Genomic DNA, 23,808 nt, shown 5'->3' on the forward strand with positions numbered 1-23,808 from the left:
TGTCTGTCGAGTCGTCCGAGGTCGTGACGGCGCATGGGTGTGCCGTCAGGTCTGCTGATCAGCGGCGGCCCGAAGGCGGTGCTCCAGGAGTTCCTGGAGCACCAGATGTTCCAGGTGTTCCAGGTGTTCCAGGTGTTCGGGACCAACCGGGATACGCCGGTCCGTGCTGGTCGGGCCACGGCGCGGCGACAGGCATGAGCGTGGTGTTCCGGCTCGCCACCGGAGCCGGGGCGAGGGTGGCACCGACAAGCGGTGCGAGGGAATGCGGGGGGCGTCACATGAGCGACTCCTTGCAGCTCCGACACGTCGTCACGGACGCGTCGACTGATGGAACCGCTCCCACTGGTGTTTTGAAGCTAGCGTCAAGTTCCGTAAAGGAACAGAGGAGTTCACGTATTCCTCTGTCGAATTAGTTCGACTCTTCAAGCCCCTTGACCCCCCTCGCTTCCCCTCTCCACTCTGGGAGCGCTCCCACTGGTTCGCAGCTTGTTGTTCCGCCGACGGAGTGAGCAGCACAGCAGAGCCGCATTCCACTCCCGTCGGCGGAGCCGCACCCGTCTCCACGTCATCACCGGTTCCGGGCCCCACCGGCACCACTGAAGGGACACCCCCCATGCGATCCCCTGTGCCACGGGCGGGCAGAACACGCCTGCTCCCCGTCCTGCTCGCCCTGTCGGCCCTCACCGGCGGCCTCCTCGCCGGTGCGCCACCGGGCTTCGCCGAACCGGCCGGCCGGGCCGTCGCGGACAGGGACAGACCGGCCGCGACGACCGCCGCGGATGCCTACACCTGGAAGAACGTACGGATCGACGGCGGCGGCTTCGTCCCCGGCATCGTCTTCAACCGCACCGAGAAGAACCTCGCCTACGCCCGCACCGACATCGGCGGCGCCTACCGCTGGCAGCAGGACACCCGGACGTGGACACCACTCCTGGACTCGGTCGGCTGGGACGACTGGGGGCACACCGGCGTCATCAGCATCGCCTCCGACACCGCCGAGCCGAGCAAGGTGTACGCCGCCGTGGGCACGTACACCAACGACTGGGACCCGGACAACGGCGCCGTACTGCGCTCCTCGGACCGGGGCGCGAGCTGGAAGAAGGCAGACCTGCCGTTCAAGCTGGGCGGCAACATGCCGGGGCGCGGCATGGGCGAGCGCCTCGCGGTGGACCCGCACAAGAACAGTGTGCTCTACCTCGGGGCGCCCAGCGGCAAGGGACTGTGGCGCTCCACGGACTCGGGCGTCACGTGGTCGCAGGTGACCGCCTTCCCCAATCCCGGCAACTACCGGCAGGACCCGTCCGACACGAGCGGGTACGCCTCCGACAACCAGGGCATCGCCTGGGTCACCTTCGACGAGTCCACCGGTTCACCGGGCAACGCCACCAGAACGCTCTACGTGGGCGTCGCCGACAAGGAGAACGCGGTCTACCGCTCGACCGACGCGGGTGCGACCTGGTCGCGGCTCGCGGGCCAGCCCACCGGTCTGCTCGCCCACAAGGGCGTCCTCGACGCCGAGAACGGCTACCTCTACCTCCCCTACAGCGACAAGGGCGGACCGTACGACGGCGGCAAGGGCCAGGTGTGGCGGTACGCGACGAAGACCGGGGAGTGGAAGGACATCAGCCCGGTCGCCGAGGCCGACACGCACTACGGCTTCAGCGGACTGAGCATCGACCGGCAGCGCCCGGGCACCGTCATGGTGACCGGCTACAGCTCCTGGTGGCCGGACACGCAGATCTTCCGCTCCACGGACCGGGGCGCCACCTGGACGACGGCCTGGTCCTACTCCTCGTATCCCGAGCGCGCCGACCGCTACACGATGGACGTCTCGTCCGTGCCGTGGCTGTCCTGGGGCGCGAATCCCGCACCGCCCGAACAGAGCCCGAAGCTGGGCTGGATGACCGAGGCCCTGGAGATCGACCCGTTCGACTCGGACCGCATGATGTACGGGACGGGCGCGACGGTCTACGGAACCGAGGACCTCGGCGCGTGGGACTCCGGCGGCAGGTTCACCGTCAAGCCGATGGTGCGGGGCCTGGAGGAGACCGCGGTCACCGACCTCGCCGCGCCGCCGTCCGGCGCGCCGCTGCTGAGCGCGCTGGGGGACATCGGCGGCTTCCGGCACACCGACGTCACCAAGGTGCCGCCGCTGATGTACCAGTCGCCGAACTTCTCCACCACGACCAGCCTGGACTTCGCCGAGTCGGCACCGGACACGGTGGTACGGGTGGGCAACGCCGACACGGGCCCGCACGTCTCCTTCTCCCGGGACAACGGAGCCACCTGGCAGGCGGGAAACGACCCGGCCGGCGTGACCGGCGGCGGTACGGTCGCGGTGTCCGCCGACGGCGGCCGGTTCGTGTGGAGTCCGCAGGGCGCGGGGGTGCAGACCGGATCCGGCTCCTCCTGGACCGCGTCCGCCGGCCTGCCGGCGGACGCGGTCGTGGAGGCCGACCGTGTCGACCCGAAGACGTTCTACGGCTTCAAGTCCGGTACCTTCTACGTCAGTTCGGACGGCGGCGCGACCTTCACCGCGAAGGCGTCCAGTGGGCTGCCCACGGACGGCGGCGTCCGCTTCAAGGCGGTGCCGGGCGCCAAGGGCGACATCTGGCTGGCCGGCGGCTCGACGAAGGGCGCGTACGGGCTGTGGCGTTCGAAGGACGGTGGCGCCACCTTCACCCAGCTGACCGGCGTGGACGAGGCCGACACGATCGGCTTCGGCAAGGCCGCGCCGGGCGCCTCGTACCAGACCCTCTACACCAGCGCGAAGATCGGCGGTGTGCGCGGCGTCTTCCGCTCCACGGACGCCGGGGCGAGCTGGACCCGTATCAACGACGACGCCCACCAGTGGGGGTGGACCGGCGCGGCCATCACCGGTGACCCCCGGGTCTACGGGCGGGTGTACGTGGCGACCAACGGCCGCGGCATCGTGTACGGCGACACGGCGGACTCCGGCGGTCCCGGCGCCCCGGGTGACCCTCCGGGGCCGGGCACCTGCTCCGTCACCTACAGGATCACGAACCAGTGGTCCGGCGGCTTCCAGGCCGAGGCGACCCTCACCAACAGCGGCAGCGCGGCCTGGGACGGCTGGTCGCTGGGCTGGTCCTTCCCGAACGGCCAGAAGGTCACCCAGCTGTGGAACGCCTCGTACGCACAGCAGGGCGCTGCGGTGACGGTGAGGAACCTGGGCTGGAACGGGAAGGTGCCACCCGGCGCGTCGGTCGGCTTCGGGTTCACCGGCAGCTGGTCGGGGACCAATGACAGACCTGTGGCGTTCACCCAGGGAGGCAAGGACTGCACCACCGGCTGACGCCGCTCCGGCACACCGGGGGACGCGTGTACGCACGCGTCCCCCGGTGTGCCGCCCCCGCGGTCCGTCCGCTCCCGGACTCCGGTGGGGGGACGGGGCCGGGAGGGATGGTCCGTTCGTACTACTTCCTGTGGTGGTGGCCGGTGGGGTGTGTGAGCGTGGTCGGGATGTCGCGGACAGGCGCCGTCGAGACCTTCTGCCCCAGGGAGCCTTCAGATGTCGGAACGCAATACCGTCCTGCGCAGCATGCACGATCTGGGCCTGGCCGCGTGGTTCGGCGGCTCGCTGATGGGCGCCGTGGGCCTGAACGGCGCCGCCGTGTCCGAGGGAGGGACCGAGGCCGCCGCCGCGCGGATCGCCAGTTGCGGCTGGGCGAAATGGACGCCGGTCAACGCCACCGCCATCGCCGTGCACCTGGTGGGCAGCAGCGGCCTGCTGGCGGCCAACGCCGCCCGTGTCGCGAACCAGCAGGGGGTGGCGGCCTCCACCCTGGCCAAGACGGTTCTCACCGGTGGGGCGCTGGCCGCCACCGCGTACGCCCGGCTGCTCGGGAAGAAGGTGGAACTCGCGTCCTCCTCGGACCCGGAGGACACCGAGAAGGCGGCCAAGCACCCGGTCGACCTGGAGAAGGCGCAGCGCCACCTGGCATGGATGCAGTGGGCGGTGCCCGCGATGACCGGCGGCCTGCTGGTCCTCAGCGCCCTGCACGGGGAACAACAGCGCCCCTCGCAGCAGTCCCGGGGCATGCGGCACAGGATGATGCCGATGATGCCCCCGATGGGCCGGCACATGTGAGACGCAGGTGAGGCGGATGCCGGGCCACCCCGCGCGGGTGGCTCCGGTCCGCTCGCCCGCGCGGGCCCGGTCTCCGTCCACCGTACGGAAACCGGGCCGACCACCTTCCGGGCGGGCGGGAAAGCTCGGCGGGGAAAGCTCGGCCGAGGAAGCTCAACCGCACCTGCCGCTCCGGGTTGTCCTTGTTCGTGTCCGCCAGCCTCCGCAAGGATCCGGGAGCGGCTAGGCGCGGTCCCCACCGGCGGAGTCGGATGGTCCGGCGGACACGTCATGCCTGTTCTCGGCGGCAGGTTCCTCTTCGACGGCGGGCACACCGGAGGAGGGGAGCAGTTGCGGAATGCCGTCGACGATCGGATAGCGGCGGCGCAGGCGCGGATTGTAGAGAGCGTCCCCGGTCTCGTCGAGGACCAGCGGGCCCTTGTCGAGCGGGCAGGCGAGAATCTTCAGCAGCGGGTGGTCAGGCTTCATGAACGGGTTCCTTCGGAGGTGGGGGTATCCGCGTCGTGTCGCGGCAGGATGAGCAGGACCGTCAGCGCGAGCAAGGTGCCGCCGAGACGCAGTAACAGCCGCAACGAATCGTCGGGCAGCGGTTCGTCGAACGCGATCGTGCCGCTCACGATCGTGAACACACAGGTCACCGTCGAGCACACCGGGACGATCAGTGACGCCCGGCAGCGCTGCAGCGCGGTCTGCGACAGCACCAGTCCGCTGAACCCTGTCAGCAGGAGGAGGTACGGGTACGGGGTGGCGAGCAGGGCGGGCACGGAACCCGGGAGGTCCGAGGTGTCCAGATGCCCGGAGACGCCCTTGATGGCGAGCGAGCTGACGCCGTAGATCAGACCGACCGCGACCGCGTAGGCCAGCCCGGTCGTCGGCTGCCGATGGCGCCGGCGGGCGCGCCGCTCCGCGGCCGTGTAGAGCACCAGCCCAGCCACGAGGGACGGCACGCACAGTGCCAGCAGGATGCCTGTGGGCGCGCTGCGGCTGATCTCCTCGCTGGTCCCGTGCAGCGAGGCCACCACCATCACCAGCGCCAGACCGATGACAGCCACCGCACGCCGCTCACGGCCGGAGGGGCGCTCACCGAGCACCACCGACGAGAGCACCAGCAGGAGGACCAGACCGGACAGGAACAAGCCCTGGGCGGCGGCGATCGGCAGTGTGCGGTAGACGGCCAGCTGCGCGGCGAATCCCAGGGCCAGCGCCATGGCCCCGCAGATCCACAAGGGCCTGCGGGCCAGCAGGACGAGGGCCCGGCCCGGCTGTGCGGCACTCAGCGGCGGCATGCCGGCCAGCGCCCGCTTCTCCAGGACGAAGCCGGTGCTGTACAGGACGTTCGCCACCAGCGCGGCGACCACACCCCACACCACGGGCTACACCTTTCTCGCATGCACGAGGAGGATGGAGGCGAGGGACGGCAGCCCACAGGCCAGGCGGTCCAGCGGGCGGAGCGGGCGCGGCACTCCGTGGAACGGCGCACCGGCGACCGCCACCACCTCGAACCCGGACGCCGCCACGAACTCGCGCAGCGCACGCGCCGTGTACAGCCTCAGATGACCCACCACCTCCTTGCCCGGCCTGCCGTGGATGCGGCGCAGACTCACCTCGGAGAACACCGGCTGGACCCCGGCGAGCAGCAGGGCGCGGTTGTACCAGGCACCCAGGTTCGGCGTCGAGAGCATCAGATGCCCACCGCGTCGCAGCACCCTGCGCAGTTCGTCGAGGGCGCTGTCGGGGTCGACAAGGTGCTCGACGACCTCGCTGAACAGCACGGCGTCGGCACTGCCGGAGGCGAACGGCAGCCCACTGCCGGTCAGTTCGCCGCGGACGACCTGGCTCAGGCGCGGCGCCGCCCGGCGCAGCGCGTCCTGCGACCAGTCGATCCCCACGACGCGGTGCCCGTCCAGGACGCGGGCTGCGGTCGCGCCGGCCGAGCCGTCCCCGCAGCCCACGTCGAGCACGGTGGCGGCCGGGCGGCCGGGCCCCACGGGGCCGAGCACATCGGCCAGCATCCGGGCCTGGCGCAGGGTACGGGCTTCCCCGGAGGCGACGGGAACGGTGGGGTTCTCGTAGAAGTCCCGCAGCCCGGGGACCGGTCGGCCCGGCGAGGTCACCGCCGGCTCGGACGTTTTCCCGTGTGCTGCGGAGCCGTCGGCGGAGAGGGTCATGATGGCCTCTTCTGGCTGTCCTGGGTGGAGCGGGCCCCACGTGGTGTCGGATCCGGATGCGGTGTGTCGTGGTGGTACGGCCCGCCCGGGGTCCCTGCGTGATCCCGGTCCGTGGACGCCTCGGCGTCCGCGGCGGTGGCCTCCGCCTCCCGGATTCCGGCTCCCCGCCCCGCCTCCGGAGCATTCGCCCCGACCGGGGTGGGAGACGTCCTCGACAGCGACTCCTGGAACAGGTCCGCCAGGTCCGCACCGGCCGCGTCACCGAGCAGCGCCCGCGACCAGCGCAGCGTCACATGCAGTCGCCCGCCGGTGGAAGCCGCCGCCACGCTCAGCCCGCGCGGCATTCGCGCCGGCGCGGAGAACCACACGGCTGTCGCCCGGCCGGCGTCGCCGAAGTCCAGCGCGTACGGCACGCGTCCGAGATTGGTGACCAGCGCCGTCGACGTCCAGGACGCCGCCGCCCGCCGTGCGCCACGGGTGAGCACGCCCCGGATGCCGACCGGTAGCAGCGGTGCGGTGAGCAGACTCGCCCCGGCACCCAGGGGGGCACCATGGGCCGACTTCAGCGCGCGGGTGCGCCGAGCCGTGGTGCGCAGCAACCGGTCCACGGCTGCCGGGTCCGGCCTCTCGCCGAGCAGCAGGTCCGTGTCGCGCGGGTCCTCGGAGGTCATGGCCACCTCGACAAGCCGGGTTCCGTTGCCCATCGGCATCTCCGGGCCACGCGGCCGGTCGTCCACGGGCATCGTGATCCGTACCGGACCGGCCGGCCGGCCCTGCGAGACGTTCCAGCGGCCCACCATCAGTGAGGTGGCGACCAGCAATTGGTCGTTGACGGTCCAGGGCTGGAGTCCTCCGTTCCGCGCCGCACGCCGCGGAACGGGCAGGTCCGCCTGCAGCATGCCGTTGCCCACGGCGCGGGCGCGTACCTGCCCGGGGCGGGAGTCCGGCGCGACGCGTGCGGGGCGCGCACGTACGGTGCGGCCGGTCCCGCTCGGAGCCGGGCCCGAGCGCCCCGGCCGGACCCGCCCGGTGACCGGGAGGCCGGCCACGCCGCCGTATTGTTCGGCGGTCGTGGCGAGCACCCGCAGCCCGGACGGCGCGTCGAGGGCCGTGTGATGCATCGTCAGTAGCAGTACGGTCCCGGTCCCGGAAGCCACGCCCGTCGCCGACGGCTCCGGGACGGCCCTTCCCTTGCCCGCCTCGACGACTTCCAGGCGCATCGGCGGCGACAGGGTGAGCGGCGGGCATTCGCTCAGGGCGCGGGCCCGGGCCCGGGCCAACGCGTCGGGGCCCCGCCCCGCGAGCTTCACCGGATCGCTGTCCGGTCGGCCGGTCAGCTCCCACGCGAAGGACCGCCGGTGCAGACGGCCGGGCACTTCCCGCATCAGCACCCTGGGGTGCGCCAGCAGCGCCCGCCGGAAGGCGGCCCGCAGCCGCACCGGGTCTAGCCGTCCGGGCAGATGGACCTCGATGTGTACGCTCTCGGGCTCGTCGTCACTGAGGCAGTGCCGCGACACCTCGTCGACGGCCGGAAAGGGGATCCGGACCCCGCCGGGAGGGGTCGCGGTCCCCCTCCCGCCGGCGGTCCACGGCGCGATCACGAGAGGCCACCGCCTTCCGGCCGCCGAAGGGGCGGATCGGGCCGGTGCCCGTCGCCGGTGCTTCGCGGCCTGGCCGTGACCACCGGTCCGGCTTCCGGCGCTTCGGAAACGTCGTGGTCCTCATGCCCGTCGTCATGTTCGCGCCCGGCGTCCGCGGGCACCGGCCTCACCGCCGTCACCAGCGCGGCGGACAGGGCCACCAGTGCGAGCACCTGCGCGAAGCCGCTGAACGCGCCCTCCCCTGCGGCGACCGGCTCCCCGGCGCCGAGGGCCGCGACGAGGCCGGCTCCGGCCATCGCCGTCGCCGCGACCGGCACCAGAACGGCCGGCCGAAGCCGCGCCGCCACAGCGAGTACGGGCACGACCAGGGCCAGCGGCCCTGCCGCCACCGCGACGACGGCGGTCAGCGCCACCGTCCCGAGCAGCATCCCCGGAGCCGCTGGCTCGGGCAGCTCCTCGCCGGTTCCACCGGCGTCGCGCCGGCGGCCCACGAAGGCCAGGGCGGCCAGCCCGACGAGCGCGATCGCACCGCCGGTCAGGGCTGCCCGGTACGCCGTGGAGGGTTCGAACTCCATGGTCACCGTGCCGGACGCCCCGGCCGGGATCACCCAGGCCTGCTGCCAGCCGTCGAGACGCACCGACTGCAGCTCCGTGCCGTCCAGGGTGGCCTTCCAGCCGTCGTTGGCGTTCTCGTAGGTCCGCAGGTACGTGGCCTCGCCGGCGCCGGCCGACACCGAGACGGTCCGGCTGTCGTCGGTCCACCTGGTGACAGTGGCCTCGCGACCCGCCGCTCCCGCCGTCTCCTGCGGGGTGCCCCGGGTCAGCGTGACGTCGGTGATCGCCAGCGGCCCCGCGTCACCCGCCTCCACCTCGTGGTCGCCGCGCGGAAGTTCCAGGGTGCCGCCCTTCTCCTCCCCCGCGCAGAGGGCGACGGTGACGGGACGCCGCTCGGTGAGGTCCCGGACGAGTCCGGAGGCCTTCGTCTTGTGCAGGACACCGCCCACAGCGAGGTCCGGGCCCTCACCGCACGGCAGCGAGAAGCGCGCGGACGGCTTGGGCCGCGGCACCCGCAGATCGGCGAGTGCGGGAACATGCACCTCGCTCAGCCCGACCGGCAGCTGCAACTGCGCGTTCGCCACCGGATTGTGGACGGTGAGCGGGGCGGCCCTGCTGATGGTGATGTCCAGCCGGTTCGTCTTGACCGCCGGGAAGCGGACCCGTCCGTTCTCGTCCACGTCAGCCACGGCGGCGCCGTGCGGGGAGCTGATCGTCACCTGCTCGGGCCGGGTGGACACCCCGCCCGCGGGCACGAGGACGATCTCGTCGATCTTCTTCTTCCCGGGCCAGCTCAGGTGGACGACCGGCCGGTCGCCCGCTGTCCAGGCGGTCGTCAGATCACCGTCGACCAGGTTGCGGGCGCTGAGAGACGTGCCGTTGCGGCTGGTGGAATCCACGGAGGCCGTCACCCGGTTCTTCGATCCGGGAGCCGAACGGTCCAGGAGTCCGTCCAACGGGCCGCCGGCTACGGCGACGGCCCGCGCCGACACCTTGTACTCGCCCGGTTCCTGGGTGCTGAACCGCCGGTGCAGTCCCACCTCGGCCGATACCGGCGACAAGCCGCCCGCGTCGGTGCCCCGGTGCAGGGAGTACACGCTCGCCGCCGCGTCGGTGCGCTCCGCGTCGGCAGGCAGCACCAGCATGCGTGTCACCTGCACGTCCGGGATCGACACCTCGGAGAATCCGGCTCCGGACAGGCCCGGCCGCGCCTGTTGCGCGGCAACGACGGTGATCTTCATCCAGGACGCCTCGCCGGACGGGGCCTTGACGGTCTGCGGCAGGCCGTTCGTCTGCAACGGGCTTTCGGCCGAACCGCGGTCGGTCTCGATCCGCACGTGCGTGGGCGCCGCGCGCATGGCGTCGCCCGGCAGGGGCGTCAGCTGGATGGAGGCCGGGATGTCGGTCGGCCGGGAGAAGTCCACTTTGAGCCACTGGCCGGCCGGCCTGCCCGGGCTGCCCTCGGCCCACGCGGTGTCCGGGTTGCCGTCGAAGGCGTTCACAGGGTCGTACTGCGGCAGGTGGAACAGCCAGTTGCCACTGCTGGATGCCGTGACGGACTCGGCGCCGCGCAGCACCGCCGTCGTCTGATGACCGGTGCCCTCCCGCGGCAGGATCTGCTTGGGCTTCTCCCCCGGGTTCTGCAGACTGCCGGAGTGATTGCGCTCGTCCGCCGTGTAGGTGTACGAGGTGTTGTTGTTGACCAGGCCGAACCGGGTGTCGGCTCGGCGCAGTCCGTCCGCGACCGCCTTCACCGGTGCGACGACTCCCCGGGGAAGCCTGTCCCCGGCCAGTACGGCCGGCCGCCCGGCCATCGAGGGGTCGGCGGACAGCCGGAGCAGCGCCTCGGGTCCGCCGCTGACGACGGCCGTGTCGGCCACGGCCGAGACACCGACCCTGCCGGGCCGCGCATCGCGGTCCTGCGGCTGGTAGATCTCCACGGCCCGGAGCCGCGGGTAGAGCCCCTGCACCTGGAGCGGGGTGTCGGCGGCGATGCGTCCGCCGGTCACCAGCGGGCCGAACCCGGTGACCTTGCGGTAGCCGGACGACTCCAGGGTCCGCTTCACCGTCTGCGGCGGGACGTAGCCGATCTGGTCGGGGTCGAGGTCGTTGCGGACGACCACCTCGTGCATGCCGGCCCGCGCCAGGTACGCCCGAAGGCCCGGAACCTCGCTGCCGGACAGCAGCGCCTGCTCGACGGCGTCGGTCATACGGCGTGCTCCGGGAGTACCGAAGGGGACGAAGTCCCGCTGCCCCCAGGGGGTCTCGGCCAGTACGTCGAACGGCTGGTCGATGGGGGAACCCCAGGTGTAGATGCCGTGCGCCGTCGCCGGAACGACCAGTGCCCGGCTGTCGGGGGCGTTGTCCTCGAGCCAGTCGGCGGCCCGCTCCCAGTGGGTCGGCAGCTTGGTGAACGCCCCTGGCTGCAGGATCGAGCCGTTGACGTACGGGAGCGCCAGACCGGGCAGTACCAGCAACGCCGCGGCCGCGGGCACCCGGCGCCGACCGCGGAGTGCGCGGGAACCTCTGCCCACGGAGAGCACGGCCGTCAGATGGGCCAGTCCGAGGGCGAGCGCGAGGGCCAGTCCCGGCTGGAACTTGTAGATGTTGCGGAACGGCTTGAGCGGCCCGTTCAGCCAGTCCTGGACGACACCGTGGAACGGGCCGCCGAACGCTCCGCCGTATCCCGCGAGCGTGATCAGAACGGCGGCCAGGACGGTCAGCAGCAGCCAGCGGCGCTCCGGCAGGTCCCGCCGGGCCAGGCCCGCCAGCCCCAGCGCGGCGGCGAACGCCGAACCGAGGACGGTGACGACGGAGGTCGCGACGGCCCAGCCGGCCGGCAGCCATGCCTCGCCGAAGTTCAGATAGGCAACCCAGTTGCCGGCACCGCGCAGCAGTTCGGTCGCGGACATGGTGGCGGTGGTCGTGTCGGCCTGCTCGACGTACGGCATGAAGTCCTCGCCGTAGATGCCGAGCAGGAACAGCGGCGCCACCCACCAGACGGTGGCCAGCACAACGCCCGGTATCCACCAGCCCAGCAGCGCGCGCCGGCGCCGGCCGGGCGGGCGGCTGAGCAGGTACAGCCCCACGGGCAGCAGCGCGGCCGACGTGGAGGCGGCGTTCACGCCGCCCATGAAGGGGATCAGCAGGGCCGAACGCGCGGCGGCCATCCGGTGGCTCAGCGTCGCGGAGGTCAGCGGCAGCAGCACCCAGGGCAGGAGGGCGCCGGGCAGCGCGGCGGCGGAAGTCGATCCGATGACGATCGTGAAGGTGGGCCACAGCGCGTAGACCACGGCGCCGACGACCCGGGTCGCGGGCGCACCCACGCGCAGCCGCTCGGCGAGCCTGAGCGCACCCCAGAAGGCGACGGTCACGATGATCGACAGCCAGAGCCGCTCGGCCAGCCACACCGGAACCCGCAGCAGGTCCATGAACGCGTAGTAAGGGAGTGCGGGAAAGGCGTAGCCGATGTACTGGTTCGCTATGCCGCCGAGGCCCACGTTGCCGTTCCACAGCGAACCGAGGTCGCCGACGAAGCGCCAGGGGTCGAGGGCGACGCCGAGTTTGGTCTCGAACGTCATCCTCCCCGGCGACACCGCGAGGAACGACGCCAGCACGACGGCCCAGAAGCCGAACAGCAGGCGTCGTCCGCGCGGCTCGCCGAACGCCTCCGACGGCGTCGGGCCGGGCTGCGGCACCCGGGCGGGCGCCTGGACCGTAGTGGTCATGACCGTTCCTCACTTCGCATGCTCATGGGCTTCGCCTGAGAATCAGCAGCAGATTCCAGGTGGCGATCTCGCGGAGTCCCGGCACCCGGGTGATCGTGCTCGCGAGGAATGGCCAGTAACGGGAACGCGCCGTGACGACCTGCACATCGTCGCGACTGCGGACGTACCGGAGGGTGGGACCGATATGGACGGGGAAGAGGTTCTCGCCGAGCGTGTGCTTGGCCTCGCGGCCGGTACGTCGTGCGTAGCGTTCGCGGGCCCGGTCGGCCCCGAGGTAGTGCCACGGCGCGGTCTCGTGACCTCCCCAGGGGGAGAGCCAGTTGGTGAACGACAGGTAGATCAGTCCGCCGGGGCGGGTGACCCGCACCATCTCGCTGATGAACGTCTGCGGGTCCGACACGTGCTCCAGCACATTGGACGAGAAACACACGTCCGCCGCCCCGTCGGCGAGCGGCAGCAGATATCCGTCGGCGAGCACCGCGTCCTCGGTGACCGGGCCGCGGGCGCTCAGCTCCCGCAGTTCGGGCTCGAAGAGGTAGCTCTGCGCGCCACGGCGGCGGAACTCCTCGGTGAAGCGGCCGCTGCCGCCGCCGACGTCGACGACGATCTTGCCGGTCAGGTCGATATGACGTGCCACTTGTGCGACCGAGTCGCGGGCCAGCAGGGTGTAGCACCGCTCGGGATCGCTCTGTTCGCGCATGAACGCCCGGAAGAGGGCGGCCGATCGCTTCAGCGACGGATCCTTGAATCCGCGTTCGGTGATCTCAGGCACGGTCGCTCCTGGCGCCTCTCGGGGCGGCGGCGAGCGCCGCGGCCTCGGCGGCGACCGCCTGGAACTGGCGGACCGTCGCGCTCCAGCGGAAGCGCGTGGCGCGATGCGCGGCGGCACGTCCCATGGCCGCACGCCGGTCGGTGCTGAGGGAAAGGGCGCACCACGCCGCGGCGAACGAACTCTCGCCCCGGGCGAGCACCCCGGTCTCCCCGTCCTCGACGGAGTCGCACAGGCCGGGTATGTCGAAACCGATCGCGGGGGTGGCCCGGGCGGCCGCCTCGGTGACAACCAGACCCCAGCCCTCGACGAGGGAGGGGTGCAGCAGCAGCCACGCCTCGCACATCAGCCGGTGCTTCTCGGCCTCCGACACCCGGCCTGCGAAGGTCACGGCGGGGCCTGCCACGGCTTCCAGCCGCTCCCGTTCGGGGCCGTCACCCACGATGACGAGCCGGCCGCCAGTGACAGGGCGGACCCGCTCCCACAGCCTGAGGAGCAGGTCGATGCGCTTGTACTCCACCAGGCGGCCGACGGCCAGGAACAGCGGTTCCTTCGCCTCGGGAATCAGCGCGCCGGGGTCTTCGACTCCGTTGTTGACGATTCGGATGCGGTCCGCGGCCACGCCGATGCCGCGCAGCTCGGAGGCGGTCGACTCGGAGACGGCCACCATCAGGTTGTCGCGGTGGGTGCCTGCCAGTGCCCAGTGCTCCAGCCTGCGTCCGAGCCGTGCTGCCGGGCCCGGGTAACGCATCTGCCAAAGATCAGTATGCACATGGTTGACCAGGCACAACGTTGGTCCGCGATGCCACAGCGGCGCCAGGTACGGCATGCCGTTGCACACTTCGACCAGCAGGTCGCAGTCGCCGACCTCGCGGGCGAAGATCGCCCTGGCGCGCAGGAAGTGACCCGCGTCACTTCCTGCGGAGACCACCCGGTAGTCGCGTTCGGCGGCCGGGCCGCCGCACACGAGCGTGACCTCATGGCCGGCGGCGGTCAGGCCCTCGGCTATTCGATCGATGAGCAGTTCCGAGCCGCCGGCGGCCTGGTTGGCCAGGTCGCGGCGGGCGAGGAAGGTGATCCGACGCGGTAGTGGTGTCCCGGGGGATGCGAGGTGCGGATCGGTGGCGAGCGAGTCGGCGACATGGCTGCCGGTGCGGGCTTGAGCGGGGACGGAAAGGGAGTCCTTCTGACCGAGGGGCAGAGCGGACGCGCGCTGGGGCATAGGGGGTGCTCCAACTCGGCGGCTGCGGGAGGCAGGCGGGTGAGGGATTGCCGGGCTTCCGGGGATGAAGCGCTGGGCTGGCTGGTTCGGTGTGCGGGTACTGCGGGCACTGCGGGCACTGCGGGCACTGCGGGCACTGCGGCGCCGGACGGTGGATGTGCGGTCGTCTCAGCACCTGGCCGACGGCGGACTCCTGAGGGCAGGAGCCCGCTCACACCGACACCTTGCTCTTACTGGGGGGTAACCTCAGTCTTCTTTCAGGCGAGTCGTTCCGGCTACTCAACCGGGTGACAAGTTCGGGGCACCGGTCAGCCGCCGCTTTATCACTCCCCTGAGTGTTCCGGCCGTCGGCTGCCGCGCATCAGCAGCACGACGCCGACGGCGGCGAGCAGGCCGCCCACGACCCCGCCCCCCAGGGGCGCGGTCTCGCCGAGCAGCTTCAGCCGGCCAGCGTCTTCGGAAGCCAGCTTCACCTGCTCGCGCCGGGTCGCGTCGGTGAACTCCAGCCGCTTGCTGGACAGCAGGGTGACCGCGTCCTTCTGCGATCCCGGGGCCCGCAGCGTTTTCTTCGGCGCGATCAGCGCGTTCATGATCCGACCCGTTCGCCGGTCCACGGTCAGCTCGATCCTCGCGTTGGAGTACCACTCCTCGGCCAGCACCTGACCCGGCTTGGCACTGCCCACCAGCACGCCGGGCACCAGACGGGTACCGGTCGCGGTGGCCTTGACAGTGCCGACGAAGCGGTAGCCCTCGCGCCCGTTGGTCTCGGTGACCTCCTCGAACTTCAGCGGCACGGCGGCACCCAGGGTGCTGTCCCACCAGGTATAGGTGCGCTTCTCGACATCGAACGGGAACTTCAGGTAGGCCTCGCCCTCGAATCCGGGCTTCTCCTCGCAGCAGTGCACCGGGAGGTTCGTCCGGCGGTCGGTCACCCAGCGTTCCGTGGTCCACTGCAGGGATTTCCGCGGGTCGGCCAGCGGCAGCGTCTTCGGCGTATCGATCTGGGTCGACACGTCCCAGATCGCGTTTCCGCTGCGCTCACTGCCGGCGACGTCCCCCAGCACCCGGCGGGTGATCGTTATCGTCTGGTCGTCCACCCTGGAAACGGACCCGGTGTCGAAGTAGCTGCCCTGCCCCTCGAAGACCGTCGTGGAGTTCACATCGGTCGGTGTGCGCTTGGCACGCGGCTCCACGTACCAGGCGAGCAGCTGGGTGAGCACCAGCAGAAAGACACCGACACCCAGCAGCAACAGGGAAAAAGGTGATGTTGAACGACGCATGCGGGTACTCCGATACGGACGCGAGATGCGGGAGTTCAGGGCTGTGCGGGAAGGGCCGCGCGCACGGATCACAGCCTGTCCGGGGCGATGAGCTGCTTACCCGGGAGTAACACTGCTGTGAACGGCGAAATTAGGTGGCGCTTGACCACCTGTCAATGCGCCTCGCATACTGACCGCGCCGGACCGGGCCGGCGCGCTGGGTGACAGACCTCATCGACTGAGAGGCAGATCATCCTCATGTCCAGACTGCTCGCCGCCTTCCTGACCTGCGCCGTCGCCGCCGTTCTGGCCACAGGCGCCGCCTTCGGAATCGTCGCCGCACTCGACGCCGTACCCGAGCAGCAGAACGTGCCGCTCGTCACATTCCCCGATCCGCCCGCCCACGGGCCTTCCAGCACGCCGGGCCCCGGCGCGGGTTAGTTTGGGCCCATGCAGGCCGGCTGACCGAACTCATGCAGACCGGACACCCTGGAGCGCTGGTTTGGAAGCCTCGTCAGCGTGGCGCAACGTGCCACGAGAACGGATTCAGCAGTTCGCCGACCGAGCCCTGGAGCAGGTCCCCGAGCTGGCACAGGACATCCTCGCCGAGATCCGACGGGAGTACCCGGGTCTGGTGTTCATCGTCGACGAGTCCGGGGAGCCGAAGGCCCTGGTGGCGATACGGCACGCGCTGGAGCTCTTCGTGGAGCAGATGGCCACGGGGTCGGACCGGCCGCGCGCTCTTCCCGAGATGTTCCGGGACTTCGGACGCGGCGAGGTCGCGCACGGCCGGAGTCTGGACTCCCTGCAGGGGATCTACCGGCTGGGCGTGCGCCTTTCCTGGCGGCGCATGGCGGAAGTCGGCCACCAGGTCGACATTCCGTCCTCGGCCATGTACGAGCTCGCCGAGTCCGCGTTCGAGTACCTCGACGTGATCGTGGCCCAGTCGGTACGCGGCTACGCCGAGGCCGTCGCCCGCCAGGCCGGTGAGCGGCTGCGCCTCCAACGTCTTCTCATCGATCTCCTGCTCGCCGAGCACCGCTCGGATCCGTCCCCCTTCCTCGCCGACCGCGCGGCCGACGTGGGCTGGCAACTGCCCGAGAAGGTGGCGGTGGCGGTGCTGCTCCGCCCTGCCGTGGAGGCTGTCGCCCCTGCCGTGGGCGACGAGGTCCTGTTGGACATGGAGGGCGAGCGGCCGCGTCTGGTCGTGGCGGACCCGGATGCCCCCGGACGCGCGGAGTTGCTGCACCGGGCGGTCGCCGGCTGGTCCGGTGCGATCGGCCCGTCGGTTCCCGTGGCGAAGGCCGCCACGTCGCTGCGCTGGGCCGAGGCCGCCGTCGGGATGATCGAGCAGGGCCTGCTGCCGCGAGGGCGGCTCCTGCACTGCGGCGAGCATGTCGAAGCCCTGGTCCTGCTGCCCGCGAGCGAGTTGATCGACGATCTGGCGCGACGGCGGCTGGCGCAGCTGGACGAGTCGGGCGGCCCGGCGCACGCCCACCGTCTCGCCGAGACACTGCTGGCCTGGCTGGAAACGCGGGGCGGTGCCCCGGAGGTGGCCGCCCGGCTCGGAGTCCACCCGCAGACCGTGCGCTACCGGCTGAGACAGCTCCGTGAGCTGTGGGGCGACGACCTCGACGACCCGGACCGCCGCTTCGAGCTGGAGCTGGTGCTCCGTACCCGGCGGCTGCGCGGAGATCTCGTCCCGCCACCTGAATGACGGTGGGGCGACGCGTACGGGGCTGCCCGCCGCGCTCGCCGCCCATGACGCGGTACGGCGCGGCGAGCCCGGCACCGGCCCCTCACGCCAGGGCTGGACGACCGGCCGTACGTTCCCCGGGCCCTCCGTCTCTCCTCGTGGAACACCGTGTGCGGGCGAGTCAGCAGGCCGGCTCACTCCTCGGGGAGCCGGGCCAGAGGTAGCGGGGCACCGGTCGTCGGCGGTCGGGCCGGGAGGCGGAACCGGACAGATGCCGAAAAGGAGGGGCCGCGGTCCGATACAGCCCAGCCGCGCCTCCGGTGCTTCGCGGGATTCCCCGGGCCATGCCGGACAGCCCGGGCGCCGACGACCCGTCATGTGCGCGGCGAGAACCGGCGCCAGGCGTCGCGCCGTTCGGTACGGCCGGAAATCCCGCCTGCGGTCTCGCCGTACCCCCGCTATCCGAGGAACGTCAACCGCACCTGCCGCTCCGGGTTGTCCTTGTTCGTGTCGACCAGGCAGACGGACTGCCAGGTGCCCAGCTCCAGCCGGCCGCCGACCACCGGCAACGTCGCGTGCGGAGGTACGAGGGCGGGCAGTACGTGGTCGCGGCCGTGGCCCGGGCTGCCGTGGCGGTGCTGCCAGCGGTCGTCGGCGGGGAGCAGGGTGTGCAGCGCGGCGAGGAGGTCGGTGTCACTGCCGGCGCCCGTTTCGAGGATCGCGATGCCGGCCGTCGCGTGCGGGACGAAGATGTTGAGCAGGCCGTCCCTGCCCCGCGCCGCCTGCTGGAGGAACTGTTCGCACTCCTGCGTCAGATCGGCCACGGTCTCGTCCGAGCCGGTGGCGATGTTCAGGATGCGGGTGGTGAAGACGTCGGACATGCCTCCATCATGCACGGGACTACGCGCCCGGCAGGGTGTCCAGGTCCGGCTGGACCTCCACTGTGCACTCGGCGTCCTCCGGGCCCACGCCCTCCGCGTCGCGCCATACGCAGATCCGTACGTGGCGGACCCCCGAGCCCTCGTGGTCCCACTCCGTCGCAAGGTCACGCACCACCACCGCGGCGACGAATTCGGCGTCCTCGGGCTGGGTGGCGGTGGTGACGGTTCCCCGGTAGCGCTCACCCAGCGGGTGCCAGCCGGCGCTTCCCGCGGGCGCGTCCACCCGGTACACGTATGTGGCGGTGGTCATTCCGGCACCGTACCCGCATCGGCGGGAATTACGTGAGGTCGGGAAGATCCGCACCACCGCCCCCGTTAGTAGAAACATGAACAACATTGGGGTGCGGAACGGGGAAGCGGTCATGCACGTCGACGTGGTCGTGATCGGTGCCGGGCAGGCCGGCCTGTCCAGCGCCTACCACCTGCGGCGCGCGGGCCTCGAACCCGGCCGCGGCTTCGTCGTGCTCGACCACTCCCCGCACCCGGGCGGCGCCTGGCAGTTCCGGTGGCCCACCCTGACGTACGGCAAGGTCCACGGCATGCACGCGCTGCCGGGCATGGAGCTGACGGGCGCCGACGGCAATCGGCCCTCCTCCGAGGTCGTCGGGGAGTACTTCGCGCGGTACGAGCGGACCTTCGGGCTGCGCGTACGCCGTCCGGTGGACGTGTCGGCGGTGCGCGAGGACGAGGACGGGCGGCTGCGCGTCGAGACGTCGGAGGGCGTGTGGTCCGCGCGCGCCCTCATCAACGCGACGGGCACGTGGGACCGGCCCTTCTGGCCCCGCTACCCCGGCCAGGAGACCTTCCGCGGGCGGCAGCTGCACACGGCGGACTACCCGGGGCCGCAGGAGTTCGCCGGCCGGCGGGTGGTGGTCGTGGGCGGCGGGACGTCCGGCGTGCAGCACCTGATGGAGATCGCGGAGGTCGCCGCGGAGACCACCTGGGTGACGCGGCGGCCGCCGGTCTTCCGCGAGGGCCCCTTCGACGAGGAGCAGGGACGGGCCGCCGTCGCGCTCGTCGACGAGCGGGTACGGCGCGGGCTGCCGCCGCGGAGCGTCGTGTCGGTGACCGGTCTGGCGGTGACCGGAGCGGTCGCGCGGGCCCGCGCGGAGGGTGTGCTGGACCGGCTGCCGATGTTCGACAGGATTACGCCGAACGGGGTGTCCTGGGCCGACGGGCGGACGGTCGGCGCCGACGTTGTCCTGTGGGCGACCGGGTTCCGTGCCGCGATCGACCATCTGGCGCCGCTCAAGCTGCGTGAGCCGGGTGGCGGCATCCGCGTGGAGGGCACGCGGGCGACGCGTGACGAGCGGATCCACCTGGTGGGCTACGGGCCCTCGGCCAGCACCATCGGGGCCAACCGGGCGGGCCGGGCCGCCGTGCGCGGGATCATGCGGCTGCTGGAACGGCGGGTGGATCCGGTGGGGACCGAGCCGGCCCCCGCAGGCCGGTGAGGCGTCGGCCGGCGGGCGGGACACCGGCCGCCGGACGAGACGCCGGCCGCCGGGCCCGGCCGCCGGACCTAGCCGCCGGATCCGCCCGCGCTCCTGCGGTTCGCGTTGAACTCCTCGACGTTCTTCCGCTGCTCCGCGTAGTCGCCGGTGAAACGCGTGTCCCCCGGCGCGACCGTGACGAAGTAGAGCCAGTCCCCCGGCGGCGGCTCGAGCGCCGCCTCCATCGCCTGCCGGCCCGGGTTGCCGATCGGCGTGGGCGGCAGGCCGGTGTGCTCGTACGTGTTGTACGGGGTGTCGATCTTCGTGTCCGCGTGCGTGGTGTCGAGGGTCGAGCGGTTCAGCGCGTAGTTGAGCGTCGAGTCCATCTGGAGCGGCATGCCCCGCGCCAGCCGGTTGTCGATGACGCGCGCGACCTTCCCCATGTCCTCCACCGTGTCGGCCTCGGCCTGCACGATGCTGGCGATGGCGACGTTCCGGTACGTCGCGGGCGCCGACCCGAAGTTCTTGTTCGCCGTGCTCACCATGTACGAGAGCAGACTCGCCGGCGTCGTCCCCTCGTCGATCGGGTACGTGGCCGGGAAGAGGTAGCCCTCCGGGTTCCCCCCGGCCTCGGGCGGCAGCTTCAGGTCCGCCGTGCCCGCCGCCTTCGCGGTGGTCCCCGGGGCGACACCGAGGGCCTTGTCGACCACCGCGTACACCTGGAAGGACCGCCGCCCCTCCGGGATCAGGAGGGTACGCGGCTCGCGCTCCTCCTCCCCGAACAGCATCAGCGGCACCAGGACCACGGCCGCCACCACCGCCGCGGCCATACCCACGATGAGGAGCAGTCGCCCGCGGTGCGTCAGAGGGGGGCTGCTCGCGGGCCGTTTCCGTGCGGACTCGTTCTCCATGCGGGCACGCTAACCCGCCCGGCGCGGCGTTCCGGGGAGCCCGGGGGCGGCGAACAGCCCGCCGGGGGCGACACGAACACACGAACAGGGGATCGGGTGTTCGCCCGAACGCGTCGTCGTACCGCATTCCATCGCCCAACTCCCCTGCGACGCATGATGCTTACGGTGCGCAGGCGACGGGCTGCAGACCTCGACCGCGCATGTCCCGCTGATACAGAGAACAGAGCACCAAGGAGAACCCGAGATCATGAACCTCATCACCGACCTTCTCGCCGGCGTCTTCCACTTCCTGGGCTGGCTGGTCTGACCGAGGTCTCGCCCGGCGCCGCTTCTCCCCCGTCCCAGGGGAGGGGCGGCGCTGCCGCGTTCCCGCCCTCCCGCCTCCCGCACCGCCGCGGGCTTTCAGGTCAGGTGGCGGGCGACAGCTGGGCGTCCCTGCGCACCAGGGCCGCGTACCGGCCGTTCCGCGCGAGCAGTTCCTCGTGGGTGCCGCGCTCGACGGTTCTTCCGCCGTCGAGAACGACGATCTGGTCGGCGTCCCTCACCGTGGAGAGCCGGTGCGCGATGGTGATGGTCGTACGGCCCGCCGAGAGCGCGTCGATGGCCTGCTGCACGGCGTGTTCGGTGCGGGTGTCGAGCGCGCTCGTCGCCTCGTCGAGGATGAGCACGGGCGGGTCGCGCAGGATGGTCCGGGCGATCGCCAGACGCTGCTTCTCGCCGCCGGAGAAGCGGTACCCCCGCTCGCCGACCAGGGTGTCGTACCCGTCGGGCAGTGAGGCGATGTGGTCGTGGATCTGCGCCGCCTCGGCGGCCGCGCGCAGCTCCTCGTCGGTCGCGTCGGGCTTCGCGAAGCGCAGGTTCTCGGCGACGGAGGCGTGGAAGAGATAGGTCTCCTGGGAGACCACGCCGACGGCGCGGGCCAGCGTGTCGAAGTCCAGGTCGCGCACGTCGACGCCGTCGAGGGTGACGCCGCCGTCCGTCACGTCGTACAGCCGGGGCACCAGATAGCTGAGGGTGCTCTTGCCCGATCCCGTGGGCCCGACGACGGCGAGACTGCCGCCGGCCGGGACCGTGACGTCGATGCCGGTGAGCGTGGGGCCGTTCTTCTCGTCGTAGGCGAAGGTGACGTCCTCGAAGCGCACTTCGCCGCGGATCTCCTCCAGGTGGACCGGCTTCTCGGGTTCCGTGATGTCCACCGGCAGGTCGAGGTACTCGAAGATCCGCTGGAAGAGCGCGAGCGAGGTCTGCATCTGCACACCGGTCGACAGGAGGCTCACGGCCGGCCGGAAGAGGCCCTGCTGGAGCGAGACGAAGGCGACGAGCGTGCCGAGGGAGACGTCCGCCCCGCCGGCCTGCATGGCCAGGCCCGCGACCCAGTAGATGACGGCGGGCATGGCGGCCATGACGATGCCGATGGTGGACATCCGCCAGCGTCCCGCCATGTTGGAGCGCACTTCGAGGTCGACGAGCCGCTCGGACTCGTCGGCGAAGGCCCGGGTGAGCGAGTCGGCGCGGCCCATGGTGCGGCCGAGCAGGATGCCGCTGACCGACAGCGACTCGGTGACGGTGGCGGCCATGGAGGCCATCTGTTTCTGCCGCTGGGTGGTGATCTTCTTGCGCTCGCGGCCGACCCGGCGGCTGATCCACACGAAGACCGGCAGCAGGAGCAGCGAGACGACGGTCAGCCGCCAGTCGAGCGCCAGCATGGCGACGACCGTGGCCACGACCGAGGTGAGGTTGGAGACCAGCGAGGTGGCGGTGGAGGTCACCGTCGCCTGCATGCCGCCGATGTCGTTGGCGATACGGGACTGCACCTCGCCGGTGCGGGTCCGGGTGAAGAAGGCGAGCGGCATGCGCTGCAACTGGGCGTAGACGGCGGTGCGCAGGTCGTGCATGACGCGCTGGCCGACCGTCGTGGAGATCAGGGTCTGGAGCACGCCGAAGACGCTCGTCACCACGGCGGTCAGGATCATGCCGGCGGCGAGCAGGCTCAGCAGCCCGGTGCGCCCCTGCGGGATGGCGGTGTCGAGGATCTCCTTGAGCAGGAACGGGGAGGCGACGGAGACGAGGGAGGAGGCCGCCACGAGCAGGCCGACGAAGGCCAGCCGGCCCCGGTACGGGCGGAACAGCCGGAGGATGCGGCGTACCTGCGCGGGCTCCTCCGGCTCCGCGGGATCGCGGGCGGGGGGTGTCCACGTGGGTTGTTCGGGATGCATGGGCTCCTTCGCGCGGAGTGGGAGAACGGAGATTATGAGAGCCTAGCTCATTGTTACCCCTACTCACAATGCACAAGGTCCTGTTATCGTTCCCGGTATGAGCCCCTCCGACGCCGACTCCGGCACCACCCCCGACGCCGCCCCGGACTCGGCCTCGGACGCCGACGGCCTGCTGGCCGAGCAACTGCTCCGGCTGACGCGCCGGCTGCACCGGATCCAGCGGCAGCAGATGGAGCCGATCGGCATCACCCCCGCCCAGTCACGCCTGCTCCGCACGGTTTCGCACTACGAGCTCCACCACGAGCCGCCGCCGCGGATGGCCGACCTGGCCAAGCGCCTGGACGTGGTCCCCCGCGCGGTGACCACCCTCGTCGACGGCCTGGAGGCGAGCGGCCGGGTGCGCCGTGTGCCCGATCCCACCAACCGCCGGGTGATAAGGATCGAGCTCACCGACACCGGCCGCGCCACCCTCAGATCGCTGCGCAGCGCGCGCCGCGACGCCGCGGAGGACATCCTGGCCCCCCTGACCACCGAACAGCGCGAGGTGCTGGGCGGCCTGCTGTCCGCACTGGTCGACGGAATGCCGGAGCGTCCCTGCTGACTCGCCCTCACCGGGCGCCGGACGAACCGGGCGCCGGACGAGCGGGGCCCGGCCGCACGGGGCCGGGCCCTCGTTTTCAACCCGCCGGGGACCAGCGCAGCCGGTCCTCCGTCACCGTCCCCTGGGCCGTCTTCAGGCTCCGGTCGTAGCAGCCCCCCGTCCCGTACAGCCGGTAGCGCTCGCTCGACGTGCCGACCGCGTGCCGGTCCTCACGGGGAACGTTCGTGGTGTACGTCGCGTCGCCCTCGTACGCGCCGTCCAGCCGCGACCAGGAGACCCGTTCGCCGCTCCGCTCGGTGGAAGTGGCGGCACGGTCGCCGAGCGCGAGGACGGTGCGCAGCCGGTCACCGGCGCCGAGCGTCGTCGTACCGTCCATCGTGTACGTGCGGTGGGCGCGCACGGTGGTGGCCGGGCCGCGGCCGTCGGTGGTGACGGTCTCGTCGTCCGTCCACTCGCCCTTGAGCGCGTCCAGGTCCTCGCCGTCGGTCCAGCGGTGGACGGAGGTGTGGGCGAGGGTCCGGCCGACGGTGGTGACGACGCGGCCGTGCAAGGTGTTCACCTTCGGCGCTCATAAATCGATTGCCTTCTCCAGGAGAAAAA

Annotated in this window: 19 protein-coding genes and 1 pseudogene; 7 read left to right on the forward strand and 13 right to left on the reverse strand. The window is 71.7% G+C overall.

The features are described from left to right. The first annotated feature begins 33 nt into the window (after nucleotides 1–33). The 3 genes from ABD374_RS10370 to ABD374_RS10380 all read left to right on the forward strand — a co-directional run bounded on the left by ABD374_RS10370 (nucleotide 34) and on the right by ABD374_RS10380 (nucleotide 4,108). Nucleotides 34–198 carry a hypothetical protein gene (locus tag ABD374_RS10370; RefSeq protein ID WP_344493735.1) on the forward strand — a complete coding sequence of 55 codons (165 nt, stop codon included), beginning with the start codon at nucleotides 34–36 and terminating at the stop codon, nucleotides 196–198. A 415-nt stretch (nucleotides 199–613) separates the two neighbouring features. After that, a complete protein-coding gene (locus tag ABD374_RS10375) occupies nucleotides 614–3,313 on the forward strand; it encodes a cellulose binding domain-containing protein (RefSeq protein WP_344493736.1) in 2,700 nt (899 codons plus the stop codon). A 216-nt stretch (nucleotides 3,314–3,529) separates the two neighbouring features. Next, nucleotides 3,530–4,108, forward strand: coding sequence for a hypothetical protein (locus tag ABD374_RS10380; RefSeq protein ID WP_344493737.1), 579 nt, complete (start codon nucleotides 3,530–3,532; stop codon nucleotides 4,106–4,108). A 222-nt stretch (nucleotides 4,109–4,330) separates the two neighbouring features. Here the strand turns inward: ABD374_RS10380 and ABD374_RS10385 are convergent, their stop codons facing one another. The 8 genes from ABD374_RS10385 to pgfA form a co-directional block, all read right to left on the reverse strand. Then, nucleotides 4,331–4,576, reverse strand: a complete 246-nt coding sequence (locus ABD374_RS10385) for a Trm112 family protein (protein WP_344493739.1) — start codon at nucleotides 4,574–4,576, stop codon at nucleotides 4,331–4,333. Next, nucleotides 4,573–5,478, reverse strand: a complete 906-nt coding sequence (locus ABD374_RS10390) for a DMT family transporter (RefSeq protein WP_344493741.1) — start codon at nucleotides 5,476–5,478, stop codon at nucleotides 4,573–4,575. The genes ABD374_RS10385 and ABD374_RS10390 overlap by 4 nt, the downstream gene beginning before the upstream one ends. A gap of 3 nt (nucleotides 5,479–5,481) precedes the next feature. Further along, nucleotides 5,482–6,276 (reverse strand): class I SAM-dependent methyltransferase, encoded by a 795-nt coding sequence (locus ABD374_RS10395; protein ID WP_344493742.1) that lies wholly within the window; start codon nucleotides 6,274–6,276, stop codon nucleotides 5,482–5,484. After that, complete coding sequence (locus ABD374_RS10400; protein ID WP_344493744.1) at nucleotides 6,273–7,877, reverse strand: condensation protein; 1,605 nt, start codon at nucleotides 7,875–7,877, stop codon at nucleotides 6,273–6,275. The genes ABD374_RS10395 and ABD374_RS10400 overlap by 4 nt, the downstream gene beginning before the upstream one ends. Continuing rightward, nucleotides 7,874–12,160 carry an alpha-(1->3)-arabinofuranosyltransferase domain-containing protein gene (locus ABD374_RS10405; RefSeq protein WP_344493746.1) on the reverse strand — a complete coding sequence of 1,429 codons (4,287 nt, stop codon included), beginning with the start codon at nucleotides 12,158–12,160 and terminating at the stop codon, nucleotides 7,874–7,876. Before ABD374_RS10405 ends, ABD374_RS10400 begins: the two co-directional genes overlap by 4 nt. Nucleotides 12,161–12,182: 22 nt before the next feature. Beyond that, nucleotides 12,183–12,860, reverse strand: a complete 678-nt coding sequence (locus tag ABD374_RS10410) for a class I SAM-dependent methyltransferase (protein ID WP_344493952.1) — start codon at nucleotides 12,858–12,860, stop codon at nucleotides 12,183–12,185. 64 nt (nucleotides 12,861–12,924) lie between these two features. Beyond that, nucleotides 12,925–14,151, reverse strand: a complete 1,227-nt coding sequence (locus tag ABD374_RS10415; RefSeq protein ID WP_344493748.1) for a glycosyltransferase family 4 protein — start codon at nucleotides 14,149–14,151, stop codon at nucleotides 12,925–12,927. Between the two features lie 323 nt (nucleotides 14,152–14,474). Continuing rightward, nucleotides 14,475–15,431, reverse strand: coding sequence for a cell envelope lipid trafficking protein PgfA (gene pgfA, locus ABD374_RS10420; RefSeq protein WP_344493954.1), 957 nt, complete (start codon nucleotides 15,429–15,431; stop codon nucleotides 14,475–14,477). 237 nt (nucleotides 15,432–15,668) lie between these two features. Between pgfA and ABD374_RS10425 the strand changes: the two genes are divergently transcribed. Both ABD374_RS10425 and ABD374_RS10430 read left to right on the forward strand, forming a co-directional pair. Next, a complete protein-coding gene (locus ABD374_RS10425; RefSeq protein WP_344493750.1) occupies nucleotides 15,669–15,851 on the forward strand; it encodes a hypothetical protein in 183 nt (60 codons plus the stop codon). Between the two features lie 88 nt (nucleotides 15,852–15,939). Further along, nucleotides 15,940–17,127, forward strand: a complete 1,188-nt coding sequence (locus tag ABD374_RS10430; protein ID WP_344493752.1) for a PucR-like N-terminal domain-containing protein — start codon at nucleotides 15,940–15,942, stop codon at nucleotides 17,125–17,127. 437 nt (nucleotides 17,128–17,564) lie between these two features. Here the strand turns inward: ABD374_RS10430 and ABD374_RS10435 are convergent, their stop codons facing one another. Next, nucleotides 17,565–17,987: a secondary thiamine-phosphate synthase enzyme YjbQ gene (locus tag ABD374_RS10435; protein ID WP_344493754.1), complete on the reverse strand. Its 423-nt coding sequence runs from the start codon at nucleotides 17,985–17,987 to the stop codon at nucleotides 17,565–17,567. Nucleotides 17,988–18,006: 19 nt separating this feature from the next. Beyond that, complete coding sequence (locus ABD374_RS10440) at nucleotides 18,007–18,297, reverse strand: hypothetical protein (protein ID WP_344493756.1); 291 nt, start codon at nucleotides 18,295–18,297, stop codon at nucleotides 18,007–18,009. Nucleotides 18,298–18,373: 76 nt separating this feature from the next. Between ABD374_RS10440 and ABD374_RS10445 the strand changes: the two genes are divergently transcribed. Beyond that, entirely contained in the window at nucleotides 18,374–19,501 is a 1,128-nt protein-coding gene (locus tag ABD374_RS10445) for an NAD(P)-binding domain-containing protein (protein WP_344493758.1), read from the forward strand. Between the two features lie 68 nt (nucleotides 19,502–19,569). On the opposite strand, the gene mltG is transcribed toward ABD374_RS10445, so the two are convergent. Together mltG and ABD374_RS10455 are read right to left on the reverse strand one after the other, a co-directional pair. Then, entirely contained in the window at nucleotides 19,570–20,391 is an 822-nt protein-coding gene (mltG, locus tag ABD374_RS10450; protein ID WP_344493760.1) for an endolytic transglycosylase MltG, read from the reverse strand. A gap of 407 nt (nucleotides 20,392–20,798) precedes the next feature. After that, complete coding sequence (locus ABD374_RS10455) at nucleotides 20,799–22,607, reverse strand: ABC transporter ATP-binding protein (RefSeq protein ID WP_344493762.1); 1,809 nt, start codon at nucleotides 22,605–22,607, stop codon at nucleotides 20,799–20,801. 97 nt (nucleotides 22,608–22,704) lie between these two features. Between ABD374_RS10455 and ABD374_RS10460 the strand changes: the two genes are divergently transcribed. After that, on the forward strand, nucleotides 22,705–23,208 hold the full coding sequence (locus ABD374_RS10460; RefSeq protein WP_344493764.1) for a MarR family winged helix-turn-helix transcriptional regulator: 504 nt from the start codon (nucleotides 22,705–22,707) through the stop codon (nucleotides 23,206–23,208). Nucleotides 23,209–23,284: 76 nt separating this feature from the next. On the opposite strand, the pseudogene ABD374_RS10465 reads toward ABD374_RS10460, so the two are convergent. After that, nucleotides 23,285–23,767: pseudogene (locus ABD374_RS10465) on the reverse strand (peptide-N4-asparagine amidase); the annotation flags it as partial. Between the last annotated feature and the right edge of the window lie 41 nt (nucleotides 23,768–23,808).

The sequence above is a fragment of the Streptomyces enissocaesilis genome (assembly GCF_039533765.1).
Taxonomy (GTDB): domain Bacteria; phylum Actinomycetota; class Actinomycetes; order Streptomycetales; family Streptomycetaceae; genus Streptomyces; species Streptomyces enissocaesilis.